16 protein-coding genes and 1 riboswitch are annotated in these 18,820 nt (G+C 67.4%); of the genes, 11 read left to right on the top strand and 5 right to left on the bottom strand.

What is annotated here, in order from left to right:
• The first annotated feature begins 110 nt into the window (after positions 1–110).
• Positions 111–1,316 (top strand): D-mannonate dehydratase ManD, encoded by a 1,206-nt coding sequence (manD, locus tag OCH239_RS05155; RefSeq protein WP_037259515.1) that lies wholly within the window; start codon positions 111–113, stop codon positions 1,314–1,316.
• A gap of 126 nt (positions 1,317–1,442) precedes the next feature.
• Here the strand turns inward: manD and OCH239_RS05150 are convergent, their stop codons facing one another.
• Positions 1,443–1,880, bottom strand: coding sequence for a cupredoxin domain-containing protein (locus OCH239_RS05150; protein ID WP_037259514.1), 438 nt, complete (start codon positions 1,878–1,880; stop codon positions 1,443–1,445).
• Between the two features lie 36 nt (positions 1,881–1,916).
• Positions 1,917–2,882: a YVTN family beta-propeller repeat protein gene (locus tag OCH239_RS05145; RefSeq protein WP_037259512.1), complete on the bottom strand. Its 966-nt coding sequence runs from the start codon at positions 2,880–2,882 to the stop codon at positions 1,917–1,919.
• Between the two features lie 367 nt (positions 2,883–3,249).
• Here OCH239_RS05145 and OCH239_RS05140 point away from each other — a divergent pair, with 367 nt between their 5' ends.
• Positions 3,250–4,620, top strand: coding sequence for a histidine kinase (locus OCH239_RS05140; protein ID WP_051489286.1), 1,371 nt, complete (start codon positions 3,250–3,252; stop codon positions 4,618–4,620).
• On the top strand, positions 4,617–5,243 hold the full coding sequence (locus OCH239_RS23070) for a response regulator (protein WP_037259511.1): 627 nt from the start codon (positions 4,617–4,619) through the stop codon (positions 5,241–5,243). Before OCH239_RS05140 ends, OCH239_RS23070 begins: the two co-directional genes overlap by 4 nt.
• A gap of 77 nt (positions 5,244–5,320) precedes the next feature.
• On the opposite strand, the gene OCH239_RS05130 is transcribed toward OCH239_RS23070, so the two are convergent.
• The gene (locus OCH239_RS05130; RefSeq protein WP_037259509.1) at positions 5,321–7,396 is read right to left on the bottom strand and encodes a TonB-dependent receptor domain-containing protein; all 2,076 of its coding nucleotides are present in this window, start codon (positions 7,394–7,396) and stop codon (positions 5,321–5,323) included.
• A 198-nt stretch (positions 7,397–7,594) separates the two neighbouring features.
• Here OCH239_RS05130 and OCH239_RS05125 point away from each other — a divergent pair, with 198 nt between their 5' ends.
• The 8 genes from OCH239_RS05125 to nrdF all read left to right on the top strand — a co-directional run bounded on the left by OCH239_RS05125 (position 7,595) and on the right by nrdF (position 15,622).
• Complete coding sequence (locus OCH239_RS05125) at positions 7,595–8,647, top strand: hemin-degrading factor (protein ID WP_037259508.1); 1,053 nt, start codon at positions 7,595–7,597, stop codon at positions 8,645–8,647.
• Positions 8,648–8,684: 37 nt separating this feature from the next.
• Positions 8,685–9,587 carry a heme/hemin ABC transporter substrate-binding protein gene (locus OCH239_RS05120; RefSeq protein WP_425280281.1) on the top strand — a complete coding sequence of 301 codons (903 nt, stop codon included), beginning with the start codon at positions 8,685–8,687 and terminating at the stop codon, positions 9,585–9,587.
• A gap of 4 nt (positions 9,588–9,591) precedes the next feature.
• Positions 9,592–10,653, top strand: coding sequence for a FecCD family ABC transporter permease (locus OCH239_RS05115; RefSeq protein ID WP_037259506.1), 1,062 nt, complete (start codon positions 9,592–9,594; stop codon positions 10,651–10,653).
• Complete coding sequence (locus OCH239_RS05110) at positions 10,654–11,433, top strand: heme ABC transporter ATP-binding protein (protein ID WP_037259505.1); 780 nt, start codon at positions 10,654–10,656, stop codon at positions 11,431–11,433.
• 136 nt (positions 11,434–11,569) lie between these two features.
• Positions 11,570–11,763: riboswitch (cobalamin riboswitch) on the top strand.
• A gap of 108 nt (positions 11,764–11,871) precedes the next feature.
• Positions 11,872–12,090, top strand: a complete 219-nt coding sequence (nrdH, locus tag OCH239_RS05105; protein WP_037259504.1) for a glutaredoxin-like protein NrdH — start codon at positions 11,872–11,874, stop codon at positions 12,088–12,090.
• A 5-nt stretch (positions 12,091–12,095) separates the two neighbouring features.
• Positions 12,096–12,515 (top strand): class Ib ribonucleoside-diphosphate reductase assembly flavoprotein NrdI, encoded by a 420-nt coding sequence (gene nrdI, locus OCH239_RS05100; protein WP_037259502.1) that lies wholly within the window; start codon positions 12,096–12,098, stop codon positions 12,513–12,515.
• Entirely contained in the window at positions 12,497–14,629 is a 2,133-nt protein-coding gene (nrdE, locus tag OCH239_RS05095) for a class 1b ribonucleoside-diphosphate reductase subunit alpha (RefSeq protein WP_037259500.1), read from the top strand. Before nrdI ends, nrdE begins: the two co-directional genes overlap by 19 nt.
• 15 nt (positions 14,630–14,644) lie before the next feature.
• A complete protein-coding gene (gene nrdF / locus OCH239_RS05090; RefSeq protein ID WP_037259498.1) occupies positions 14,645–15,622 on the top strand; it encodes a class 1b ribonucleoside-diphosphate reductase subunit beta in 978 nt (325 codons plus the stop codon).
• Positions 15,623–15,709: 87 nt separating this feature from the next.
• On the opposite strand, the gene OCH239_RS05085 is transcribed toward nrdF, so the two are convergent.
• Positions 15,710–17,959: a PAS domain-containing hybrid sensor histidine kinase/response regulator gene (locus OCH239_RS05085; protein WP_037259496.1), complete on the bottom strand. Its 2,250-nt coding sequence runs from the start codon at positions 17,957–17,959 to the stop codon at positions 15,710–15,712.
• 2 nt (positions 17,960–17,961) lie between these two features.
• Entirely contained in the window at positions 17,962–18,468 is a 507-nt protein-coding gene (locus OCH239_RS05080) for a putative pterin-binding protein (RefSeq protein ID WP_051489283.1), read from the bottom strand.
• Positions 18,469–18,820 lie beyond the last annotated feature (352 nt).

The following is an 18,820-nucleotide window of genomic DNA, read 5'->3' as shown; positions in this document are numbered from 1 at the left end:
TCTTCCACGAGGGGCGGTCGCTCCTCTACCGCGCCACCTCCTGAGGCGATCGCGACGCCGGGTCCGGCGCGTCGCCTCGATCTCAATTCGCCAACCAGAAGGGCACCCAAGTGAAAATCACCGACGTCAAGATCTTCGTCTGCTCCCCGGGCAGGAACTTCGTCACCGTGAAGATCTATACCGACCAGGGGCTGACCGGCATCGGTGACGCAACGCTGAACGGCCGCGAGAAGGCGGTCGTCGCCTATCTCGAGGACCACCTCGTCCCACTCCTGATCGGCCGCGACGCCGCTCGGATCGAGGACACCTGGCAATATCTCTACCGCGGCGCCTATTGGCGGCGCGGTCCGGTCACCATGGCCGCGATCGCGGGGATCGACATGGCCCTGTGGGACATCAAGGCCAAGGCGGCGGGAATGCCCCTCTACGAACTGCTCGGCGGCGCGAGCCGCGACCGGCTGATGTGCTACGGACATGCGCAGGGCGGCGACATCGCGGAGGCGGTCGAATCCGTCGGCGCCCTGATCGACGAGGGGTACCGGGCGGTCCGGGTCCAGTCGGGCATTCCGGGGCTGCCGCCGGTCTACGGGGCGGACGGCACCTCGACGAACGGAGCCGCCGAGAACGCATTGCCGCGGGAGGAACTCTGGTCGACCTCGAAATACCTCCGGCACGCACCGAAGCTCTTCGAGGCGGTCCGCGAGGCGCATGGATGGGACGTGGAGCTTCTCCACGACGTCCACCACCGGCTGACCCCGATCGAGGCGGCACGCCTCGGCAAGGATCTCGAACCCTATCGTCTCTTCTGGCTCGAGGACGCCGTTGCGGCCGAGCATCAGGAGGGGTTCCGGCTCATCCGCAATCACACCACGACCCCGATCGCGGTCGGGGAGGTCTTCAACACGATCTGGGACGCGCGCCTGCTGATCGAAGAGCAGCTGATCGATTACATCCGCATGACATCCGTGCATGCGGGCGGCATCACGCCGATGCGCCGGATCGCCGACTTCGCCGGGCTCCACAACGTCAGGACAGGCGCCCACGGCGCGATGGACATGTCTCCCATCTGCCTTGCCAGCAATATCCATCTCGGCTTCTGGGTGCCGAATTTCGGGATCCAGGAATATTCCGGCTATTCCGAGGAGACCCTGGAGGTCTTCCCCGGAACCTGGTCCATGGCGGATGGCCATCTCTACCCCGGACATGGCCCCGGGCACGGCGTGGAGTTCGATGAGGATCTTGCCGAACGGTATCCGTTCGAACGCTCCTACCTTCCGGTGAACCGCCTCGAAGACGGGACGCTGTGGCACTGGTAGAGACGAGCGCTTTCCCTATGGCGATTGAGGCCCAAGGCCCGCCGGTAGCTTCGCGTCTTACCGGTAAGCCTTGGGTTTGGCGCGACCAGGAATGCGCTAGGCGGTGCGCCGGAGGGGGCGCAGCCTTCAGCGGATGGCGATGTCGACGCGCTGAGCGTCGCCGGAGGAGCCGGGGATGCGCAGGAAATACTGGCCGGGCCTGATGGCGATGAACTCGATCTCCATGGTTCCGGCTTGGTCGAACTCGACGGATTCGAGCCCGTACGGACGGATCTCGAGACCGTTCACGACCACCTCGTTGACCCAGATGTTGCGGAAGAACCCGGGCCCTTCGAGCGCGAGCTCGGCCGATCCGTCGGACTCGATCTCGAGCTCGTAGACCTTTCCCGACTCGAGCTCGATCGGGCCGTCGGAGATCGGCTTTCCCGAACCGAGGATCAGCGTCGGCAGATCCTCGCCCTGGTTGGTGTTGGAGAGGATCCCGGCAAAGCCGAAATCCTGCGCGAATGCCGGCGCGCCGAGGAAGGCGCAGAGTGCCGTGGCAAGTAGGGTCCGTCCGGTCATGATGTCGCTATGCCCCTCTCGGCTGGTTGTGTCGGATCAGTTCGGGGCGACGACCACGCCCCAGGGCTGCTGGCCCACGGCGACGGACTTGATCGCTTCCTCGGCTTCGACGTCGATGATGGTGACGTCGTTCGAGTTCCCGTTGGTGGTGATGAGGTACCGCTCGTCCGGCGTGAAGGCGAGCTGCCAGACCCGCTGTCCGACGACGATGTAGTCGAGCACCTCGAGGCTTTCGCCGTCGATCACGGCGACGCGGTTCGACGGGCCGAGCGCGACGAAGACGCGGGAGCCGTCCTGCGTCACCTTCACGCCGACCGGTTGCAGCCATTCGGGCTGGACGCCCGGCACTTCGAACTCGATCTTCTGCACCAGCGTCGGCGTGCCGTCCTCGGCGATGTCCATGACGCTCACCGTGCCGCCGATCTCGGACGAGACGTAGAGGCGGCTGCCGTCCGCGGTGTATTGCGCGTAACGCGGGCGCTGGTCGACGAGCACGTTGTGATCGATCTCGTAGGTCTCGGTGTCGATGAAATGCGCCATGTTCGTGGTCTCGGACGTGTTGACCACGTAGCGGCTGTCGGCGCTGATCCCCATGCCCTCGGGCTCGACGCCCACCGGCACCTCGGCGAGAACCGTGTGCGTCTCGGTGTCGACGACCGTGACGAGGTTGTCGTCCTCGTTGGCGATGTAGAGCGGATTGCCCGACGGATGGATCACGAAGAGCTCGGGGTCGGGCCCCGAGGGCAGAGTGTGCAGCTCTTCGTAGGTTTCCGGATCGAAGACGCGCACGAGGTCGTCGTCGGAGGCGCAGACATAGAGCTCGGAGCCGTCCGGCGCGATGGTGATGCCGCGCGGGCGGTTCCCCGCGGGGAATTCGGCGATCACCTCCCATGTCTCGCTGTCGAGCACGGTGACGGTGTTGCCGCGCTCGTTGGAGACGAACACCTTGTTGGCATAGGCCGGAGACGCTGCAAGCGACGCCAGCAAGACCAGTCTCAGCATGTTTCATCTCCCTGGCCGAGCCGAGAATTCGAATGAACGCGCCATGCGCGGGATCGGGGAGAAGGGGCACGCGCCATATCCGGCCCCGGTCCTGCCGCATGCGTGGAGAGGCGGCGCGGCAGGTCCGGGATCGCGGGGGCGGCGTCGCGCCGGATCCGGGGTAGGTGGCCGGATCCGGCGATGGCCGATATGTCGCGGGCTCCTTCTCCCATCCTCATGGCTAGCACCCTGCCCGACCGCCACGCGTCCCAAATGTCGGCGGGACATCTTCCCGGACAGATTGCCGATTGTTCCCGACCCGCGTCGTTTCAGTCGACGGTTCAGGACGAAGCCGGTAGCATCTCCTGCAGCCCGTTGGAGAGCCGACATGTTCCGGCAGATGAAACTCAAGAGCCAGATCCTGCTCTGCGTCGTGGCGGTGCATTGCCTCGGCCTCGGGCTTGGCGCGACCACGCTCGTGCTGAATGCGCGGGAGGCGGTCGAGGTCGAGATCGCCGCGGCGGAGCGGAGCGCGCGGGCGATGGCTCTGGCCGCCGTCGGCGCCACGCTGCGCGATGGCCCGCCGGGAGACGTGATGACCAGGCTCTCGGAGATCATCGTGGAGCCGCGGCACGTGAATATCAGGCTCCTAGACGCGCAGAATGGTCCGGTCGCGGTCCGCCATGCCGGGGACGAGAGCGGGGCCCGACCGGTGCCGGACTGGTTCGTCGGGCTGGTGGAGCCGAGCCCGCGCGAGACACGCATTCCGGTGCGCTCGGACGGGGCCGTGCACGGCTACGTCACCATGACCACGGCGCCGGCGGACGAGATCGCCGAGGTTTGGCAGGACGCCTCGACGCTGGTCTGGATCGTGCTCGCGACGGCGCTGCTGTCGATCGCTTTGCTGACCCTGATCGTGCAGCGGGCGCTGCGGCCGCTCGACAGCCTGAGCGCCGCGATGTTCCGGCTGCGAGAGGGCGACGTGGGCAGCCGGGCGGTCCCGCCCGCAAACCGCGACCTCGCGCCGATCTTCTCGGGGTTCAACGCCTTGACCGAGAGCCTCGGACGGGCGGATGCGGAGCGGGCGCGGCTCGCGCGGCGGGTCGTCGAGCTTGGCGATGCGGAGCGGCGCGCCATCGCGATGGAACTGCACGACGAGTTCGGACCGTGCCTCTTCGGGCTGAAGGTCAAGGCCTCTGCGCTGCAAAGATCGGCGGAAGGATCGGGGGATGCGAAACGCGCGGCGGACGCGGTCGCGATCCTCGAGATCGTGGAGCAGATCCAGGCCTCGAATGCGCGGCTCCTGACCACGCTCCGCCCCATGGCGATCGGGCAATTGCCGCTGGTCGAGGCGCTCGGGGATCTCTTCGGCGCGTTCCGGCGGACCCATCCCGATATCGCCTGGGACGTGGAGCTGCCCGCCATGCTGCCCGGAACGCCCGAGATCGTCGATCTGACCGTCTACCGGTTCTTCCAGGAGGCGACGACCAACGCGCTGCGCCACGGGGCGCCCGCCCGTATCCGCGCGACGCTCACGGCGCGGGCGCGCGATCTGCTGCTGATCGTGGAGGACGACGGATCGGGCATTCGCGACGGTGCCGACGAGGGCCGCGGCCTGACGGCGATGCGGGACCGGGTCGGCGCGCTCGGCGGGCATCTCGCGATCGGACGGGGCGACCGGTCCGGCACGCGGCTGGCCGCCCGCATGCCGATGGACGTTCCCGAGACGCGCGCCGCTGCTCTGGCGGTCGCATCGTGAAGACGGGTCTCATCGTCGACGACCACCCGGTCACGCATCTCGGCTGCGGGCAATTGCTCGAGGAGCTGGGCTACGAGCGGATCCTCAACGCCTATACCGAGGCCGAGGCGCTGACCCTGTCCTCCTCCCATGCCCCGGGGATCGTGGTGCTCGACCTGGGATTGCCGGGCGTGGGCGGGCTCAAGCTGATCGAGCCGCTGCTGAGACGGGCCCCCGAGACGCGGATCCTGATCTTCTCGATGAACGAGCAGACGCCTTTCGTCGCCCGGGCGCTGGCGGCGGGAGCGCAGGGCTACCTTTCGAAGAACTCGCGGCCCGAGGATTTCCTCGAGGCCGTCCGCACGCTCGAGGAGGGGCGGCCCTATCTCGCGCACGACATGGCCGTTTCGGTGGCGATGACCCGCTCCGGCAGGCCCGGCGATCCGGTGCAGGCGCTCACCGACCGTGAATACCAGGTCCTGCGCCTGATCAGCCGGGGGCAGTCGCTCCAGGCGATCTCGGATGCGCTGCATATCAGCTACAAGACGGCCGCCAACACCTCGTCCGCGGTGAAACGCAAGCTCGGCGCAAGAAGCACCACAGAGCTGATCCGGTACGCAGTGGAGGCCGGCCTCGACAGCTGAAGGGTTTTCGGTGCCGCCGGGCATGCGGGCGCCGCTTATGTCCGCGGCGCCCGTTTCGCTCGGATCGGTACTGTGCCTCAGAACGTTCTGGCGAGCGAAATCTTGAAGTTGCGACCCGGAGCGGGACGGGTGGAGCGCCGCGTCTGGTAATCCCGGTCGAACGCGTTCTCGAGACCGAAGCGGATCTCGGTTCCCGACAGCACCCCTTCCTGCGGCCTATAGGTGGCGCGCAGGTTGTGGATCGAGAAACCGGGCGTCTCCTCGTCATCGACCTCGATAGTGTTGAAGGCCACGACCTCCCAGCTCATGTCGAGCCTGTCGCCCAGCTTCCTGCCGAGGGTCAGCCGGGCGCTGTCGCCAGGCAAGGCGCGCCAGTCGCCATCGTCGAGGCCGAGATCGTCCGGGTAGATCTCCTCTCCGCGGGCCAGGGCGAGGTTGAGGTCGGTGTAGAATCCGCTCTCCGTCGCGTAGCTCGCCTCGAGTTCGAGACCGCGCGTCTCGACCTCCTCGACATAGGACCCCGTCGCGCCGGGCACCGTGTAGGAGGTCACGTCCCAGAGGGTGGTCCTGTAGAGCGTGCCCTTCAGGGCGAGCGCATCGCCCGCCGCCACGACGCCCGCGGCGTCGTAGGACGCGCCGAGCTCGAAAGTGTGGGACTTCTCGCTGGTGCCCATGAGATCGGGCTGCGCCACCGGGGCGGATGTGCCCGACTCCGTGGTGTAGAGATCGTCGAGGATCGGCAGGTTCTCGGTATAGGCCGCGCTCGCGAAGAGGCCGAGCCAGTTCGAGAGCGCATAGCGGGCCGAGATACCGCCCATCAGCGCATCGTTCTCGTAGCTGTCCGGTCCGCCGAAGCCGGTGCCGTCCTCGATCGTCTGCCATTCGTATCTGAGAGCGGGCGTGACCGTCCAGTTGCCGAGGCTCATCTCGTCGATCGCATAGAACGCGACGCGGCGGTCCGTGCCCCCCGGCGCGCTGTCCGCGCTCTCGCGCTCCTTGCGGATGAGCTCGAGCCCCGTGCGGAGCTCGTGGCCCACGGCGCCTGTCACGAACCGCGCAGTGTTCCGGACGGCGAGCCGCGTGGTCTCGTAGCGGTGATCGGCGTTCACCGTCGGAAAACCTCCCGGCGGAAACGGGAAACCGCATGGTAGTCCCGGCCCGTCGCAGGAGGACGATCCCGGCACGTAGCTCTGCGAGATCTCCTGATCCGCGTAGGAGAGGATCACGTCGAGATCGACGAGATCGTTGGCGGTGGGCGCGAAATTGTAGACCAGCGTCGCGGTGCGGCTGTCGATGTCTCGGTCGACATTGCCAAAGGTCGCATCCGTGGTGCCGAAACTGTCATAGGGCACGTCACGCTCGGCCGTCGAGGTGTCGGTGTAGGAGAGCGTGAGCGAATGCTCACTCGCAGCGTCGAGATAGACGCGCCCCTTGAGCAGCCAGGACGGCGTCTCGAACTGGCTGTTGCCGATCGTCTCGCCCGCGCCGTCGACCTGCGCGTCCTGACGCCGCAGCGTGTAATTGGCGAGGATCTCGGCGCGGTCGGTCGGTTGCCAGGCGAGGATCGTCGAGGTCGCGAAGCCGTCTCCGTTCGAGGAATATTCCAGCGTCTCGCGCAGGCGGAAGCCGGGCACGCCGCCGGTGAAATCGGAGGCCTTCTTGGTTTCGGCCTTCACGACGCCGCCGACGATCCCCGAGCCGTATTCGAAACTGCCCACTGTGCCGCGCAGCACGTCGATCGAGCTGTAGAGCGACGGATCGGTGAAAAGCTGCGTGCCGAGGCGGTAGATCTCCTCGGAGCCGGTGACGGCCTCGTCGACGATCACCTGCACCTTCTGGTCGGTGCCGTAGGTGGAGGTCGCGCCGTAGCCGCGGATCGAGATGCCCGATCCGGTCGGAGTCGAGCCGTTCACGAGGGCGACGCCCGGCACGCTGTCGATCAGCTCGGCGATGGTGCCGGCCTGGCGGTCGCGGATCTCGGTCTCGTCGATCGTTGTGATCGGCGCGGCAGTGTCCGTCGCGACCTCGCGTTTGGACCCTGCCACGAAGATCGGATCGAGCGCGATGTCCCCGGTCGTCTGCGCGGAGGATGGCGCGGCGGCGCCGAGGATCAGGGCAAGCGCGGTACTGCCGCGCAGGAAATGTGTCGTCATGTGCAACCCCTCAGAAGCAGTCGGTCGTGCCGTGCTCGCGAAGGGGCTGGCCGGGCGGTTGGTGCGTCGGAGCTATTTCTTTTTCTTCCGACTTGAGCCGGCTACGGATTCTGAGTAAAACAGTCAAGAAAGATCGGAAGCCGGCGCGCGCCTTCTCGGCCGCGATGTAGCCACCGCACAACAGCCGGAAGGACCCGCATGACCGATCCCCTCTCGCCCGCCGAGATTCGTGCCGAAGTCGAGGCCCGCACCGGGCAGCGCGAACGCGATATTGCCGAAGAACTGAAGATCTCGGAGGCCGAACTGCTGGCAGCCTTCACCGGCGCCGGCGTCACCCGGATCGCAGCCGATCCCGACCGCCTGATGCCGGCCGCCGAACGGCTGGGCGAGGTCATGGCGCTGACCCGCACGCGCTCGGCGGTGCACGAGAAGGTCGGCCGCTATGGCGGCTACCATCCCGGAGAGCATGCCGCGATGGTGCTGGCCGAAGAGATCGATCTGCGGATCTTTCCCAAGCACTGGCGGCACGCCTTCGCGGTCGAGAAACCGACCGAGGCGGGGCTTCGCCGGAGCCTGCAGGTGTTCGATGCCGCAGGCGATGCGGTGCACAAGATCTTCCTGCGCGAGGGGAGCGATCCGGACGCCTGGCGGGCGTTGGTGGCCGAGCTCGCCACCGGCGAGGATGCGGACCGGATCGAGGTCGCGGAGCGGATGCCGCCCGAGGCGCCGAAATCCGACCCCGCCAAGGCCGACATCCTGCGCAAGGAATGGCGACGTCTGACCGACACGCACCAGTTCCTGCGGCTCTGCTCGAAACTGAAGATGAACCGGCTCGGGGCGTATCGCATCGCCGGTGCGCCCTTCGTGCGACCGCTCGCGCCCGCCGCCGTGACGCAGATGCTCGAGGCGGTGCGCGATCAGGGTGTCGAGATCATGCTCTTCGTCGGCAATCGCGGCTGCATCCAGATCCATTCGGGCGGCATCGGCACGCTGAAGACGATGGGCCCGTGGCAGAACATCCTCGACCCCGGGTTCAACCTGCATCTCAGGGCCGATCACGTGGCCGAGGTTTGGGCGGTCGAGAAGCCGACCCAGCGCGGTCCGGCGGTGTCGGTCGAGGCGTTCGACGGGCACGGCGCGCTCATCTTCCAGGTCTTCGGATTGGGCAAGGAGGGGCGCGATTCGCGGCCCGCATGGGGCGCGCTCGTCGAAAGCCTCGCCGGCCTCGCCGATGCGGAACCTGCCGAATGATGCCGGCACAGAAGTCAGCAAGGAACGTCACATGCGCATGATCCGGAACACGGGCCGACGCGGGGACGGGTTTGTTCTGCTGCCCGCAACGATGATCGCGGCCGTCATAACAGCCTTCGCCCTGACCCTCGTCCTCCACCCGTCGGCGCGCGCCGCCGAGGGCGCGGGACGTGTCCTCGCGCTTGGCGGCGCGGTGACGGAGATCGTCTACGCGCTCGGCGAGGAAGAGAGGCTGATCGGCCGCGACAGCACCTCGACCTTTCCCGAGGCGGCAACCAGCCTGCCGGATGTGGGCTACGTGCGGGCGCTGTCGCCGGAGGGGGTCCTCTCGGTCGGTCCGGACCTCATCCTCGCCGAAGAGGGCGCGGGCCCGCCCGAGGCGATCGACGTCCTCAGGGCGGCGGAGGTGGACTTCGTCACCGTGCCCGGCGGGTTCGGCGCCGACGCTGTGCTCGCAAAGATCAGGACCGTGGGCGGGGCCCTCGGCGTGCCTGCGAAGACCGAAGCGCTGGCGGACGAGACCCGCGCGGCGCTGGCCGAGGCGGCGGCCCGCGCCGAGGCGCATGACGGCGCCCCGATGCGTGTGCTCTTCGTGATGAGCGCGGAAGGCGGGCGGCTCATGGCGGCGGGGCAAGGTACCGCCGCGGACGGGATCATCCGGCTCGCCGGAGCGGAAAACGCGATGCGCGGATTTCAGGGCTACAAGCAGGTTTCGGACGAGGCCGTGGCCGCCGCCGCGCCCGATGTCGTCCTGATGATGGACCGCTCGGGCGAGCACGCGGTCTCGGACGAGACGCTTTTCGCCTCTCCGGCGCTGCGCACAACGCCGGCTGCCCGCTCGGGGACGGTGCTGCGCATGGACGGCCTCAAGCTGCTCGGGTTCGGGCCGCGGACGGCGCAGGCGGTCGAGGAATTGTCGACCGCGCTTTACGGGGGCTGATCCGATGGCTCTGGCGTTGGGTGTGGGAGATCCGGTGCGGCCGAGGGACCGGCTTGCGCGTGCCCGTGCGCTGCATGGCGTCTTTGCCGTCATGCTGGTGGCGGTGTCGCTCGCGAGCCTCGGCACCGGCGCGACGGGTCTCGGCCTGGCCGGGATCCTGAACGGCCTTACGAGCGGCGACGCGCTCGGCCAGGTGGACCGCGTCGTTCTCTACGACATCCGCCTTCCCCGGCTCCTCACCGGCATCGCGGTTGGAGCAGCACTGGCGGTATCGGGCGCGGTGCTGCAGGGGCTGTTCCGCAACCCGCTGGCCGACCCCGGGATCATCGGCGTGAGCGCGGGCGCGGGCCTCGGCGCGATCACGGTCATCGTGCTCGGCGGAACCATGGCCTTCGTCCCGGCGGGCCCCTACGCCGTGCCGGTCGCGGCCTTTCTCGGGGCATGGGGGGTGACGATCGGGCTCTACCGCGTCTCGACCCGGGGCGGGCGGACGTCGGTGGCGACGATGCTCCTCGCCGGGATCGCCGTTGCCGCGCTCGCCGGGGCCTTCGCCGGCATTCTCATCTTCACCGCGGACGATCAGCAATTGCGCGACCTGACCTTCTGGAATCTCGGCTCGCTGGCCGGGGCGAGCTGGATCAAGCTCGCCGCCTGCGCCCCGGCGATCCTCCTGTCCATCGGCGCGGCCTGCACATTGGGGCCGGCCCTCAACGCGCTGGCCCTCGGCGAGGCGACGGCCGCCCATGTCGGCTACGAGGTCGAACGGGTGAAGACCGTCGCGGTGCTGTCCGTCGCGCTCGGAACCGGGTCGGCGGTCGCGGTGGCCGGCGGCATCGGCTTCGTCGGCATCGTGGTCCCGCACCTGCTGCGCCTTGCGACGGGGCCCGACCATCGCGCCCTGCTCGTCAATTCGGCGCTCTGCGGCGCCGCCCTGCTCGTCGCGGCGGATACCGTCGCGCGCGTGATCGTCGCCCCCGCGGAACTCCCCATCGGGATCCTGACCGCCGTCATCGGCGCGCCGGTCTTTCTGTGGATCCTTCTGAGACAGCGCGGGCTCGGAGCGTAGATGCTCGAGGCACGGGACATCCATGTCACACTCGGCCGCCGTGCCGTGCTGCACGGCGTTGCCCTGGCGGCGGCGCCCGGAACGCTGACCTGCATCGTCGGGCCGAACGGGTCGGGCAAGACGACGCTTCTCGGCGCCCTGACGGGTGACGTGCCCCACACGGGGAGCGTCACCCTGAACGGCCGCGACACCGCGCGCCTGCGGCCGTGGGAGCTGGCCGCCATGCGCGGCGTGCTGCCCCAGATCGCGACGCTGGCCTTTCCCTTCACGGTGGCCGAGGTCGTCCGGATCGGTCTGCAATCCGGCGCGGCGGGAGATCATAACGAGATCGCGCAGGAGGCGCTCGGGCGCGTCGGTCTTGCGGCCCATGCAGATCGACCCTACCAGCAATTGTCGGGCGGAGAGCAGCAGCGCGTGCAACTCGCCCGAGTGCTCGCCCAGGTCTGGGAGCCGGTCTCGCCGGAGGGGCCCCGCTGGCTGCTGCTGGACGAGCCGGTCTCGAGCCTCGATATCGGGCACCAGCTCGAGGTGATGGAGGTCGCGCGCGCCTTTGCGCAGGCGGGCGGCGGTGTCGTCGCGGTGATGCACGATCTCAACCTGTCGGCCATGTTCGGCGACCGGATGCTCTGCCTCGCCGAGGGCCGCGTCGTCGCCTGCGGCACGCCCGAAGAGGTCATGACCGACGCGACTTTGTCCCGGGCCTACGGCTGCACCATCCGCGTGAACGCGGCGCCAGGTCAGAGCACATTCGTGCTTCCGCAGATGGCAGCGACCGCCTGAGCCGGCCACTCTGGCAGGCCCGCCGGCAGCCGCATCTCCGCGCCACCGGAGGTCGCGCTCAGGGCGCCGCGGTCAGAGAACCAGATTTCATGCCGCGAAACTTCATCTATATATTGACACCCACCGGCGCGTCAGCCCAATATGCAGGTGCTTTGGTTCCCGCGGCGCAAGTCGCGGGTGAAGAGGGAAGCCGGTGAGAATCCGGCACTGCCCCCGCAACTGTAAGCGGCAAGTTTCGGTCCCGATGCCACTGGCGCAGATGCGCCGGGAAGGCGGGCCGAAGCGCCCGAGCCGCGAAGTCAGGAGACCTGCCAGGGCGCCATAGACGACGACCGCGGCGGAGGGCCCGGGCGCGTTATCCCCGGGCTGCCAGCGCCGCCTGCCGGGGGTTTCGTGTCTCCTTCATGTCCGCACCACAGGCAGAAGGGACCTTTCGAGATGACCATCACCGTCTATTCCAAGCCGGCCTGCGTGCAATGCACCGCCACCACCCGCGCGCTCGACGCCAAGGGGATCGACTATGCACTCGTCGATCTGAGCGAGGACAGCGCGGCGATGGCGCATGTGCAGTCGCTCGGATACCGGCAGGCGCCGGTCGTGGTCGCGGGAGAGGACCATTGGTCGGGCTTCCGCCCGGACCGCATCGGCCAGCTCTGACGGCCATGACCCCCCTCGCCTTCTATTCCTCGCGCAGCGGCAACACCGCGCGGCTGATCGACCGGCTGGGCCTCGGCGGGACGCCCCTGCCCCCGGTCGGCGATCCGCCGCGGATGGACGCGCCCTTCGTGCTGGTGACGCCCACCTATGCCGATGGCGAGGGCCGCGGCGCCGTGCCGAAACCGGTGATCCGGTTTCTCAACCATGCGCCGACCCGCGCGCTGCTGCGCGGCGTCATCGCCTGCGGCAACCGCAATTTCGGCGAGACCTTCGCGCTCGCCGGTGACGTGATCGCCCGTAAATGCGGCGTGCCCGTCCTCGCCCGGGTCGAGCTTGCCGGCACCGAAACCGACATCATCCGCATCCGCGCGGGCCTTTCCCACCTCTTCGCCGACTTGGAGGCACCATGCTCGATACCGGCCTGACCGCAGAGCACGACTACCACGCGCTCAACGCGATGCTGAACCTCTACGACGACGAGGGCCGCATCCAGTTCGACGCCGACCGGCGCGCCGCGCGGGAATACTTCCTGCAGCACGTGAACCGGAACACGGTGTTCTTCCATTCGCTGAACGAGAAGCTGCGCTACCTCGTCGACGAGGGTTATTACGAGCCGCAGGTGCTCGATCAGTACGACCGCGCCTTCCTGCACGAGATCTGGGACGCGGCCTATGCGGCGAAGTTCCGGTTCCCGACCTTCCTCGGCGCGTTCAAATACTACACGTCCTACACGCTCAAGACCCGCGACGGGCACCGGTACCTCGAGCGTTACGAGGACCGGGTGGTGATGAACGCGCTGGCGCTGGCGCGCGGCGATACCGGCCTTGCCCTGGAGCTGATCACCGAGATCCTCGAGGGCCGCTTCCAGCCCGCGACGCCGACCTTCCTCAATGCCGGGAAATGCGCGCGCGGCGAATTCGTCTCGTGCTTCCTTCTGCGCCTCGAGGACAACATGGAAAGCATCGGGCGCGGCATCAACTCGGCGCTGCAGCTGTCGAAGCGCGGCGGGGGCGTCGCGCTGATGCTCACCAACATCCGCGAGCACGGCGCGCCGATCAAGGGCATCGAGAACCAGTCCTCGGGCGTCATCCCGGTGATGAAGCTGCTCGAGGACAGCTTCTCCTACGCCAACCAGCTCGGTGCGCGGCAGGGCGCGGGCGCGGTCTATCTCAACGCCCATCACCCCGACATCCTGCGCTTTCTCGACACCAAGCGCGAGAACGCGGACGAGAAGATCCGCATCAAGACGCTGTCGCTCGGCGTGGTGATCCCGGACGTGACCTTCCAGCTCGCCAAGCGCGGGGAGGACATGTACCTCTTCTCGCCGCACGACGTGGAAAAGGTCTATGGCTGCGCCTTCTCGGAGATCTCGGTGACGGAAAAGTACGCCGAGATGGTGGACGATCCGCGCATCCGCAAGACCAAGATCAACGCGCGCGCCTTCTTCCAGACGCTGGCGGAGATCCAGTTCGAGAGCGGCTATCCCTACATCATGTTCGAGGACACGGTGAACGCGGCGAACCCGATCGCGGGCCGCATCGCGATGTCGAACCTCTGCTCGGAGATCCTGCAGGTCAACGAGGCCTCCGAGTTCAACGACGATCTCTCCTACGCGCGTATGGGTACCGACATTTCCTGCAACCTCGGCTCGATGAACATCGCGCGGGCGATGGACGGGGGCGATCTCGGCGCCAGCGTGACGACGGCGGTGCGGGCGCTGAACGCGGTGTCCGAGATGTCGGCGATCGACAGCGTGCCGTCGATCCGGCGCGGCAACGACGAGGGCCACGCGATCGGGCTCGGGCAGATGAACCTGCACGGCTTTCTCGCCCGCGAGCGCATCCACTACGGCTCGCCCGAGGGGATCGACTTCACCAACATCTACTTCTGCACGGTGCTCTACCACGCGCTGCGGGCATCCAACGCGCTCGCCCGCGAGCGGGGCCGTGCCTTCAAGGGGTTCGAGCGGTCGAAATACGCGGATGGCAGCTTCTTTGCCGATTACGTGGACCGCGACTGGCTGCCCGAGACCGAGACGGTGCGCGCGCTTTTCGAGCGGATGGGCGTCGCGATCCCGAGCCGCGCCGAGTGGGCCGAGCTGCGGGACGCGGTGATGCGGGACGGGATCTACAACCGCAATCTCCAGGCGGTGCCGCCCACGGGGTCGATCAGCTACATCAACTACGCGACCTCCTCGATCCACCCGATCACCGCCAAGATCGAGGTGCGCAAGGAAGGCAAGATCGGCCGGGTCTACTACCCCGCGCCCTACATGACGAACGACAATCTCGAGTTCTACCGCGACGCCTACGAGATCGGGCCCAAGGCCATCATCGACACCTACGCGGCCGCGACGCGGCACGTCGACCAGGGCCTGTCGCTGACGCTGTTCTTCCCGGCCGACGCCTCGACCCGCGACATCAACCGCGCGCAGATCCACGCGTGGAAGAAGGGCATCAAGACCATCTACTACATCCGGCTGCGCCAGCAGGCCCTCGAAGGGACCGAGGTGCAGGGCTGCGTGTCCTGCACGCTCTGATCGAAAGGGACCGCCATGAAAGACTTCGCCCAGACCCGCCCCGTGCCGCGCGCGATCAACTGGAACAGGATCGAGGACGACAAGGACCTCGAGATCTGGAACCGGCTGACGGCCAATTTCTGGCTGCCCGAGAAGGTGCCGCTGTCCAACGACCTCCAATCCTGGTCGCGGCTGACGGACGAGGAGCGCACGCTCACCATCCGGGTCTTCACCGGCCTCACGCTGCTCGACACGATCCAGAACGCGGTGGGCGCGCCCGCGCTGATGCCCGATGCGGCGACGCCCCACGAGGAATCCGTGCTGACCAACATCGCCTTCATGGAGGCGGTGCACGCGCGGTCCTATTCGTCGGTCTTCTCGACGCTCTGCACCACCGCCGAGGTCGATGAGGCCTTCCGCTGGTCGGCCGAGAACGACCATCTGCAGGCTAAGGCGCGACTGATCCTCGACGAGTATGACGCGACGGCCTCGCCGCTCCGGCGCAAGGTGGCGAGCGTGTTCCTCGAGAGCTTCCTCTTCTACTCGGGCTTCTACCTGCCGATGCACTTCTCGAGCCGCGGGCGGCTGACCAATACCGCCGACCTCATCCGGCTCATCATCCGCGACGAGGCGATCCACGGCTATTACATCGGGTACAAGTTCCAGCGCGGCATGGAGAAGCTGACCGAGGCCGAGCGGCAGGAGATGAAGGACTTCGCCTTCGGGCTGCTGTTCGAACTCTACGAGATCGAGGCGCGCTATACCGAAGAGCTCTACGATCCGATGGGCCTGACCGAGGACGTGAAGGCGTTCCTGCATTACAACGCCAACAAGGCGCTGCAGAATCTCGGCTTCGAGGCGCTCTTCCCCGACGAGGCCTGCCGGGTGAATCCCGCGATCCTCGCCGCGCTGTCGCCGGGATCCGACGAGAACCACGACTTCTTCTCGGGCTCGGGATCCTCCTACGTCATCGGCAAGACCGTGGCGACCGAGGACGAGGACTGGGACTTCTGATCGGAGGTCCCCGCACAGGGCCGGAGGACGGCGCCCCCTGCCCTCCTCCGACATTCGGCACGCGGCCCGGCCTCGGTCTCTGCGGATCTAGGTCAGGTCGAGAAGACGGTTGAGCTCCCGGCTGGTGAGCGGCTTGGGGATGATCTCGTCCATGCCGCAGACGCGGAATTTTTCGGCCTCGTCGGGAGCCACGAAGGCCGTGACCCCGACGATCCGCGCCGCCTTGGACGGCCCTTCGGCGCGGATCAGCCCGGTCGCTTCCGCGCCGCCCATTATCGGCATGTTCACGTCCATCAGGATGAGATCGTACGCGCCCGCCATGGCCAGATCCACGGCCTCCACACCGTTGCGGGCCTCTTCGACGTGGTAGCCGAGATGGCTGATCATCTCGGAGGCCAGGAGCCGGTTCAGGTCGTTGTCCTCGGCCAGCAGGATGCGGATGCCGGCATCGCCCGGAGAGGACGCGGCCGGCGGAGAGACGGAGGCGTCCGGCACCGATGCGCCGTCCGCGAGCGGGATCTGCGCGGTGAACCAGAAGGTGCTGCCCAGATCGCGTTCGCTGCGCACGCCGATCCGGCCGTTGAGGCTCTCGACCGCGCGCCGGGCGATCGGCAGGCCGAGACCGGAACTGCCGCTCTTCAGGACGGACGGCCCCATGTCGAAGGGCTCGAAGATGCGCTCGTGGAAGAGCTCGTCGATGCCGGGACCGGTATCCTCGACCTCGACCGCGACTTCGCCCTCGCGGAACCGGGCCCGGACGGTGATGGTGCCTTTGACAGTGTGCTTTATCGCGTTGCTGAGAAGGTTGATGAAGGGGCGCATGAAGACCGGCAACGGCCCCTTGAGGTCGACGGAATGCTCGGCCGGAATGTCGAGCACGACGCGGTTGCCGCTCTGCTCGGCGAGCGGCCGGTATTGCTCGGTGACGTCCGACAGGACCTCGCGGAGGTTGAAGACGACCCTCTCGACCTCGGCATCGCCCCGTTCGAGCGAGGCGAGATCGAGGACGTTGTTGATCTGCGCCAGCGCCGATTTCGCCGACTGGTCCGCGAGCTTGAGCAGACGCTTCTGTTCGTCGGACGGATCGGCCCGCGCAACGATCGCGTCGATGGCCGCGATCACCCCGGTGATCGGCGTCCGCATCTCGTGGCTCATCATCGCGAAGAAGCGCAGGCGCGCCTCGACGGCCTGCAGCGCCTCGTCACGGGCGGCGCGCAATTCCTGCTCCCGTGCCAGCTGCTCGGTCACGTCCCGAAGGAACGCGATGAGGACCGGGCGTCCGGATTCGTCCCGGTCCACGGAAATGGAGGCTTCCACGTCGAGCGGTGATCCATCGATCCGCTCCGCCCGGAACTTCGTCCGGAGCGGCTTGGCCCGGCTCATCGACTCCGGTTCGAAGGCAGCCGCATCGACCATCCCCTCGAGCACCGCCCGGTCTTCGGGCGCTTTCGGGATGCGACGGATCTGCGTCTCGAGCTGCCTCAGCGCGTCGGGGTCGTCGTCGCTGATGCCGAACATCCGCGTCGCCGCAGGATTGGCCATGACGATGCGATAGCTTTTGGTGACCGTCATGATGCCTTCGCCGGAAAGCCGGTAGGACCGGTCGAGGCTTTCGCGGACGCTCGCGCTCTTGGCGCGCGATCTGCGCAGGTTCCGGTAGCTGTAGATCATCGCCCAGACGGCACCGATCAGCAGCGAGACGAGAACGAATGAGGCCGTCGCAAAGCGTACGACGGTAGTCTGAAGGTCGGCCCTCTGGTCCTGCGCCTCGTCCATGGCGGCGAGCATCGCCCGGACATTGAAGCGGCGGACGGTCTCGACGAAATCCGCGGCGCCTGCGGCGGCAGCTTCCGCCGCGCGCTGCAGGGACGCGGCGCTGTCCGCATCGGCCACCGCCTCGATCTGCGGACGCTCGGTCATGACCTCCACCCAGAGCGCGGCGTCCTCTGCGGTCAGCTCGAGCTGATCCTGCGCGAGGTGCACGCTCACGACGTTCATCCGGCTGAGCAGGAGCTCGCTCGAGACGCGGAGATCGTCGGCGGCGGTGGAGGATCCGGGATCGGGCAGGAACCGGGACAGCGCGCGTTCGTACCGCAGCGCACTCGGTTCGATCTGGCCGACGACCCAGATCGAATTCTCGCCGGCAACGTAGGTGTTGCCCTGAAAGCCCTTGTACGTGGAATAGGCGAGCCCGCCGAGGACGGTCAGGGCAATCAGGGTCAGGACGACCAGACCCGTCAGTCGCTTCGGAAACAGGTCCCGGGAGTCGCCGGATTGCCATGATTCCGGTTTGCGGAGCGCCCGCTTCTCTCCTGCGGACACCTCATCGGCGGCCATGGTCAGTCTCCGATCTGACGAATCTCGACGAGCTGCCAGATGCTGAGGGAGTAGGCTTCGTTTGCCTTCAGTGCCGGGTTGTCGTCGAAGGGAAACATCACCCAGAGGGGTCCGTTGTTGCGGATCGAGAACGTCTCTCCGTCGCGCCGCGTGGCGACGATCGGATAGCCCTCGGTATACAAGGCGTCGTCGAGATCGAGCTGGACCGAATAGTCGTTCTGGGCGACGAGCTCGACCTCACCCTCCTCGATCCCCGATGCATCGAGGACATCCAACAGGGTCGGACCCGAAAAGGTCGTGGGCCCGTCGGTCCAGAGCGAGGTGGTGGTGAACTCCGTAGAGGGAAGCTCTTCCAGCCGCGCGCGGTCGAACTCTTCGCTCGAGCCGTCCGCCCGGACGACCTCCAGGAGCACCGGTTCTGCCGTGGCCGCTTCCGAGGTCAAGGCGACCAGCGCGATGGCTCCGGCGGTCACGAAGGACGCGAGGGCGGGGAGGTTTACAATCGGCAACGCGGTTCTCCTGCGTGGGCATCTCCTACCCACAGCCATAAATCGAATTCTCGTGATACTTGAACCCAAGAATTGGTGATTGTGCGAACCGTGTCCAAAATCCTAGCAAGGTCTTAATAAAGCCTAATTTACGCCGCATTTTACACACGTATAGGGCAACCGGAACGGCTGAAGCGCCAGGACGCCTGCACTTGCCGACCGGGCAGGTCCCGCAAGACGGGTGTCCGCAAGCGCTCCGACCGGGCCGTGGCCCCAGTCAGCGGTGACGAAACGCGCGCACCAATCGATCCCCGGCTTGACCCTGGCCGCGGCGGCGCGTTCTCTGGTCGAAATCCCATCCGAAGGTCAGTCC

The organism is Roseivivax halodurans JCM 10272, assembly GCF_000521785.1.
In the GTDB taxonomy this organism is placed as follows: Bacteria; Pseudomonadota; Alphaproteobacteria; order Rhodobacterales; family Rhodobacteraceae; genus Roseivivax; species Roseivivax halodurans.
This window is presented reverse-complemented; position numbering and strand designations above follow the sequence as displayed.